The organism is Acidimicrobiales bacterium, assembly GCA_035533095.1.
GTDB lineage: Bacteria > Actinomycetota > Acidimicrobiia > Acidimicrobiales > Palsa-688 > DATLUM01.
The window spans coordinates 1-5,252 of record DATLUM010000116.1 but is presented as its reverse complement, the minus strand read 5'-3'; the positions used below and the strand labels follow the sequence as shown (position 1 = coordinate 5,252).

10 protein-coding genes and 1 tRNA gene are annotated in these 5,252 nt (G+C 68.3%); 6 read left to right on the top strand and 5 right to left on the bottom strand.

What is annotated here, in order from left to right; genetic code table 11:
* Window positions 1–76 precede the first annotated feature (76 nt).
* The 4 genes from VNF71_14510 to VNF71_14495 form a co-directional block, all read right to left on the bottom strand.
* A tRNA-OTHER gene (locus VNF71_14510) sits at window positions 77–164 on the bottom strand.
* A 402-nt stretch (window positions 165–566) separates the two neighbouring features.
* Window positions 567–869, bottom strand: a complete 303-nt coding sequence (locus VNF71_14505) for a hypothetical protein (GenBank protein ID HVA75767.1) — start codon at window positions 867–869, stop codon at window positions 567–569.
* Between the two features lie 16 nt (window positions 870–885).
* Entirely contained in the window at window positions 886–1,050 is a 165-nt protein-coding gene (locus VNF71_14500) for a hypothetical protein (GenBank protein ID HVA75766.1), read from the bottom strand.
* Window positions 1,051–1,210: 160 nt separating this feature from the next.
* The gene (locus tag VNF71_14495; protein ID HVA75765.1) at window positions 1,211–1,573 is read right to left on the bottom strand and encodes a hypothetical protein; all 363 of its coding nucleotides are present in this window, start codon (window positions 1,571–1,573) and stop codon (window positions 1,211–1,213) included.
* A gap of 533 nt (window positions 1,574–2,106) precedes the next feature.
* On the opposite strand from VNF71_14495, the gene VNF71_14490 reads away from it, so the two are divergent.
* The gene (locus VNF71_14490; protein ID HVA75764.1) at window positions 2,107–2,277 is read left to right on the top strand and encodes a hypothetical protein; all 171 of its coding nucleotides are present in this window, start codon (window positions 2,107–2,109) and stop codon (window positions 2,275–2,277) included.
* A 33-nt stretch (window positions 2,278–2,310) separates the two neighbouring features.
* On the opposite strand, the gene VNF71_14485 is transcribed toward VNF71_14490, so the two are convergent.
* Complete coding sequence (locus VNF71_14485) at window positions 2,311–2,574, bottom strand: hypothetical protein (GenBank protein ID HVA75763.1); 264 nt, start codon at window positions 2,572–2,574, stop codon at window positions 2,311–2,313.
* A gap of 197 nt (window positions 2,575–2,771) precedes the next feature.
* Here VNF71_14485 and VNF71_14480 point away from each other — a divergent pair, with 197 nt between their 5' ends.
* The 5 genes from VNF71_14480 (at window position 2,772) to VNF71_14460 (ending at window position 5,116) form a co-directional block, all read left to right on the top strand.
* The gene (locus VNF71_14480; GenBank protein ID HVA75762.1) at window positions 2,772–3,239 is read left to right on the top strand and encodes a hypothetical protein; all 468 of its coding nucleotides are present in this window, start codon (window positions 2,772–2,774) and stop codon (window positions 3,237–3,239) included.
* Window position 3,240: 1 nt separating this feature from the next.
* Window positions 3,241–3,924: a hypothetical protein gene (locus VNF71_14475; GenBank protein ID HVA75761.1), complete on the top strand. Its 684-nt coding sequence runs from the start codon at window positions 3,241–3,243 to the stop codon at window positions 3,922–3,924.
* Between the two features lie 264 nt (window positions 3,925–4,188).
* Window positions 4,189–4,470, top strand: a complete 282-nt coding sequence (locus tag VNF71_14470; GenBank protein ID HVA75760.1) for a hypothetical protein — start codon at window positions 4,189–4,191, stop codon at window positions 4,468–4,470.
* 8 nt (window positions 4,471–4,478) lie between these two features.
* On the top strand, window positions 4,479–4,652 hold the full coding sequence (locus tag VNF71_14465) for a hypothetical protein (GenBank protein HVA75759.1): 174 nt from the start codon (window positions 4,479–4,481) through the stop codon (window positions 4,650–4,652).
* A complete protein-coding gene (locus VNF71_14460) occupies window positions 4,619–5,116 on the top strand; it encodes a hypothetical protein (GenBank protein ID HVA75758.1) in 498 nt (165 codons plus the stop codon). The genes VNF71_14465 and VNF71_14460 overlap by 34 nt, the downstream gene beginning before the upstream one ends.
* Window positions 5,117–5,252 lie beyond the last annotated feature (136 nt).

Genomic DNA, 5,252 nt, shown 5'->3' with positions numbered 1-5,252 from the left:
GGCGGCGAGCAGCCGCTCCACGCTCGGTGGCCGCGGTGACTCGGCGGGGCGTCGCATCGGTACTCCGTGTGCTCGGTGGCGGGAGCGCATGGGAGTCGAACCCACCGCGTCACGTCGAGCGTGGCGCCACCGGTTTTGAAGTGTGCGCCATGGCGTCCGCTGGCGTCCGCAGACGGTGCGTTTACGCACGAACCGGCCATTTGTTCGGGTCCCGTGACCGGGGCCGTGCGCCCCTACTGCTACCGCGGTTGCTACCTCGACGACCCCCGTCGGGCCGCCCGAGGCTGGCCGTCCGTAGGACGAGATCGTGTCGTCGGAACGCGGAGCAGCGACCGCGTTAGCCTAGCAGACGGGCCGCGATCGAGGGGACCGGGTACTCTCGGTCCGGGCGTCGCCTCCCCCGTTCCGAAAGGGGACCTCCGATCCGGTCCCTGATCCGTGCGGCGGAGAGCCCCCACCCGGGCCGATCCGAAACGAGGTCCTTTCGTGCCGCGAGAGAGGTGTGATCTGACAAGGTTCAGGGAACGAGGACACGACGGCACGGACCAGCCAGTTCGGCCAACTCGCTACGGCATGACCCAGCCGGCCGGGGGCACGACGAAGGCCTCCAGGCTTCCCTGCCAGGGGCCAAAGGAGGCTCCGACTGAATACGGGCCGATTGCGGATCGTCCGAGCGCGATGGCGGCGACCTTGTCGGTGCCGACGAAGCTCGCCCAACCGTGCATCGCCCGGCCGGGCAGGATCATCGGCCCGAAGCAGAGGGGCGGGGACCCGACACCTGGCCAGAGGTCCCCGCACTGGAAGGGATCGGGGTCGATGCGGATCCGCGCGATCGAGCCGAGCCGGGCGGCGACCGCATCGAACGTCACGATCGCGGACGGGCATTCATCTGCCAATACGCCCCCGGTCGCGCTGTGGGACGCGGACACGCAGGTGATCGACGGACTCGCCGATGGCAAGAGAGAGGGAGACGGAGAGGGACTCGGTGACGAGGCCGGCGGTGGGGTCGGTGATGGGAGCGGCGTCGAGGACGGCATCGGCGCCGCGCACCCAGCGAGCAGTGCACAGAGCAGGGCAGCGGCGAACGTCCTCATGTCGAGTAGACGGTGGGCGTGCCGCGTTGGTTGCGCAAGGCCTTCGATCGTGGCTTGGGCGCACGTGTGATCTGACACGGTTCCGGCATCACCGCAGACGAGAGCGCCGGTTAGCGTCAGTCCGACAGACGCCGCCGAGCGCGGATGACCGTCGAGACCAGCAGCACGAGCCCGGCTCCGACCACAAAGCCGAGCGGAACCGGAATGGCTCGCCGCGTCGCAAGATCGGCTGACATCGGGATGTCTTGCGCGACAGGGATCTGCCCGCCGGCGCCAGTTAGTTGGGCGCACTCGATCGTCGCGCCGTGGGGTAGTCCAGTGAGTGGGTCGAAGCCGGCCTCGACGGCCGGAACGCAGCCCACGAACATCAGATCCTGCGACGCTCGCGCCGTGAGCAGGAATGCGCCGTACCCAACGATCAGGCCAACGAGACAGGCGAGGGGGAGTTGCCCGACCGAGAACCATCGTCCCTGTTCCACGTTTCCCCCGTCTCGGTGTTGTCGGCTAGATCGTCTGCCTCGATCAGGTGCGGCGCAATACCTCCTTTGGTTCTGCAAGCGGGGTTTCGGGACCGCACCAGCAGTAGCCGGAGCGGTGGCTGAGGGTTGGGATCGGCCCGTGCGAGCACAGTCTACGTGTGTGAACTGGCGAACTTCGCGGAACCCGTGAATTCCCTTACGGCATCGACCAGCCTACCGGCGGGACCTCGGCTACGACGACCGTCGCGGCGGTCCCAGAGCCGCCCCGCTGGGTGCCGATTTCCACAGCGGCGACCTCGTCCGTGCCCACGAAGCTCACGTAAGCAGCCGGGAGAGTTATTGCGACAGCCGGGCAGCTCCGCGTCCCCGTCGCAAACGGGCCACCACAGGTGAAGATGAAGGGGCCGATCGTGACCGCCTTGACCGGGTGGCCGAGGAACGCTACCGCTCTGAGGACGGCGTTCTCAGAGGAGGGCGAACAGTAGGCCGGTGGCGGCGCAGGCGTAACTCCAAACCCCGGCAAGATCATGGGGATGCACTTGAAGACGATGCTCGCACTCGGTGACGGGCGCGGCGTCGAGGAGGGCGTGGGCACACTCGTCGGCACGGCCGATCCGGTCGGGGTCGCCGGCGGCAGCGGCGTCGCGCATCCCGCGGTCAGGACAGAGAGCAGCGCGGCGGCGAACATCTTCATCGGTGAGTAGACGATGCGCCTGCCCGGTTGGTTGCGCAGGGACCTAGTCCAATCGCCGCATAGCGCCACCCACGGTCGAGATGATCAGCACGAGCCCGGCTCCGACGACGAAGCCGCGCGGAACCGGGATGGCTCGGCGTGATGCAAGATCGGTCGACATCGGGACATCTTGCGTGACCGATGTTTGGGTCCCGTCAGGGTGCGACTGGGGGCAGTTGAGCGTCCAGCCACGAGGCAGTCCGGTCAGCGGGTCGAACCCGGCGTTGAGCACCGGATACGATCGGGCCCGAAGGCGAAGGTCGCCCATGCCACAAGACGACGATCAGGCTATGCGTCCGTCACGTGGGGGTCCCCGCGGCCACATTGCTCGCGACGGTCTCGCCGTTGACCGGCGGGCCCGCGAGCGGCGAATTCCACACACTCTGGGAAGCACCAGCGAGGAACAGAAACCGGCGTCCTTGCGTCCGTCGGGTGGTACATACTCGCCGAACAAGCGGGGTGTTGATGCTCGGACGTCTCGTTCCCGCAGCCGTCGCCTTGGTCGTCGTCCTGACGGCGTGCGGGACGGACGCGAGCCAGCTGGCACGACTCCAGGCCATGCCGGAGAACCAGCTGTTCTATCCAGGCGCCGTGGTGCTGAGCTCCGGGGGGCTCAACGAGCAGACCACCTTCGAAGGCACCAACTACGCCGACTCCGGTCATCTCCTCGGTACAAACGCATCGGTCATGGAGGTGTCGAGCTTCTACGCGATGCAGTTGCAGAAATCGGGTTGGGCTCCAACCCTGATGGATGCCGGCGCTGCCACTACCGAGATCGCCGCCGTCGCCTGGGCGAAGGACGACGCGGTGTTCCGGCTCGCCTTCCGGCGCAAGGGTACCGACCCACGCCTGCCATCAGCCTCGGACCAGGCCCGGTTCGCCACCATCTTTCGGGTTGACCTCATCCACTACCCGATGCCCTCGGGCAGTTGACGTGGCACTCCGGTTTCGATCCACGAGGTGGAGACGGCGCGACGGCATCCCGGCCACCAGTGCCCGCACGGCGGCTGTGATGCTCCTCGCGCTGACAGTGGTGGCGTGCAGTGCGGCGAGTCAGCCGTCGGCGGCCCCGCGGAACGCCGCTCCGCCCGGTATGCACAACGCGGTGCCGAGCGGAGCCAGCTCGCCGGCGCCGTCGGTGCCCCTCGTGTCCGCTGCGCCAACGCCCAGCCTGCCTGCATCCGTACCGGCCTCGCCCGCGTCCATCGCACTCCCGAGCCTCACCCCGCCGTCGTGGCCGCCGCTCAGCGCGCAGCATCCCACCCGCGACGCCGAGGGGACGTTGTCGGCGGTCCTGGTCGCGTTGCGTGCGGAGAACTGGGACACGACGTATGACCTCTCGTGGAGCGGCCTGCGCGCCCAGCTGAGCCGCGTCGCCTACGTGCCTCAGATCGCCGCCGCCTGGGCGGGCACGCGGGTGCTCGCGGCCCGCGCCATCACGCCCCTCACCTATGGCAGCGCCGGCGGGTACTTCTACACGGCCCGCGCGCAGGTGCGCGTCACGATCGCCTACAAGGGCACCACCCACGACTACGTCTCGATGGTCGGCCTCGTCTGGGACCTCGAGCGCTGGTCGCTGCTCACGATCGAGCCGAACCCGTCGCCGACCGCCTCCTGAAGCGGACGCGCTCGCGGTGGGTGCCCCCATCCGGGCCACTCGGGCCCGGCCGCCACTGGCGCACGCCCTCAGTTCCGGCAACGTCGATCACCGGGATGTCCCGACCGTTCGCTTGTTGGCCTGACCTCAAGGCCAGCTCAGTGGCCCTGACCGTGTGTTGATCTCCTTCGTCGGCACGCCCAAAGGACCTCTTTTCGGAGTAGGAGCCTCGGTAGGGTTCTCTCACGCTCTGTCTCGTGGGTCGGCCGAGTATCCTCGAACTCGATGAAGGCGAACGTTCTCTATTACGGCGACAACCTCGACATCCTCGAGCGGTACATCCCGGACGGGTCGGGTCGCAAGTCTGACGCCCAGCTGTTGGCCTTCGAGGACACCTGGCACTGGGGACCGTCGGCTGAGGACACCGATGCGTTCCTGACGAACACCCGGCCGCACGGGGGCCGCGTGCCGGAGAGCGTGTCCCCGATCGTTGGCGCCCTCCGTGCCGCCGTCCGCGGAAACCAGAGGAGTCGACGGGCATGGCCTCCTGGCTGGGCGATGCGATAATCACGAGTGTGACCGTCAGCTCCGTCTCGGCTCCGGTCGAAGATCGTGGCTACTGGTCGGCCACCTTCAACCTCGTGCTGACGGCGCAGGGTCCGAGTGGGACCAGGACCCGACCATCCAGCGGCGTGCTCATCCTCGAGGCAGGCGGATGGCGATTCTTCAGCGGAACGGCACCGCACTAGGCCGGTCACGGACGAGGGGGGCGCGCGCGATCGCCCTCCTCGTCCTGCTCGTCCTGCTCACGGCGGCCGCCTGCTCCGACTATGGGCCGATCGCGAGCCTGCAGGCCATGCCCGAGGCGAGCCTCTATGCCCCCGGATCGAAGGTCGTCCGGGAGTTCACGACGCCGCAGACCTACTCGCCCGACGGCTCGTCGGGCGCGAGCGTCGGCCACAACCTCGCGACGACCGCGAGCGGCGCCGACGTCATCGCCTTCTACGATCGCCGGCTGCGAGCGAACGGCTGGACCCCGATCGACCCGGTTCACGGCTCCAACGACCTGGAAGACGCCGGATGGCAGAAGGGCGGAGCCTATTTCCTCGTCGCGATCGCCTACCCGCAGGCGCTCTCGGCGGACCTGCGGGCGGAGGGGTACACCACGTGGTACGTGGCTGAGGTCATGCAGATCTATCCCGCGCCAAGCTGAGCGCGCGACCACAGCGGGAGTGAGCGGCCGGCGGGTTGCCACGATCTCGCCATCGTGTGCCTCGAAAATAGCGACGGAGAAGATCACTCAGGCCGGCGCTCGGTCCCCGCCCCGACCACAACGACCTCCTTCTGGC

Bases quoted from the DNA above. Each gene is read 5' to 3' on its own strand.
- VNF71_14485 (HVA75763.1), bottom strand. From the start codon at position 2,574: ATGGGCGACCTTCGCCTTCGGGCCCGATCGTATCCGGTGCTCAACGCC.
- VNF71_14460 (HVA75758.1), top strand. From the start codon at position 4,619: ATGGCGATTCTTCAGCGGAACGGCACCGCACTAGGCCGGTCACGGACG.
- VNF71_14480 (HVA75762.1), top strand. From the start codon at position 2,772: ATGCTCGGACGTCTCGTTCCCGCAGCCGTCGCCTTGGTCGTCGTCCTG.
- VNF71_14490 (HVA75764.1), top strand. From the start codon at position 2,107: ATGCACTTGAAGACGATGCTCGCACTCGGTGACGGGCGCGGCGTCGAG.
- VNF71_14470 (HVA75760.1), top strand. From the start codon at position 4,189: ATGAAGGCGAACGTTCTCTATTACGGCGACAACCTCGACATCCTCGAG.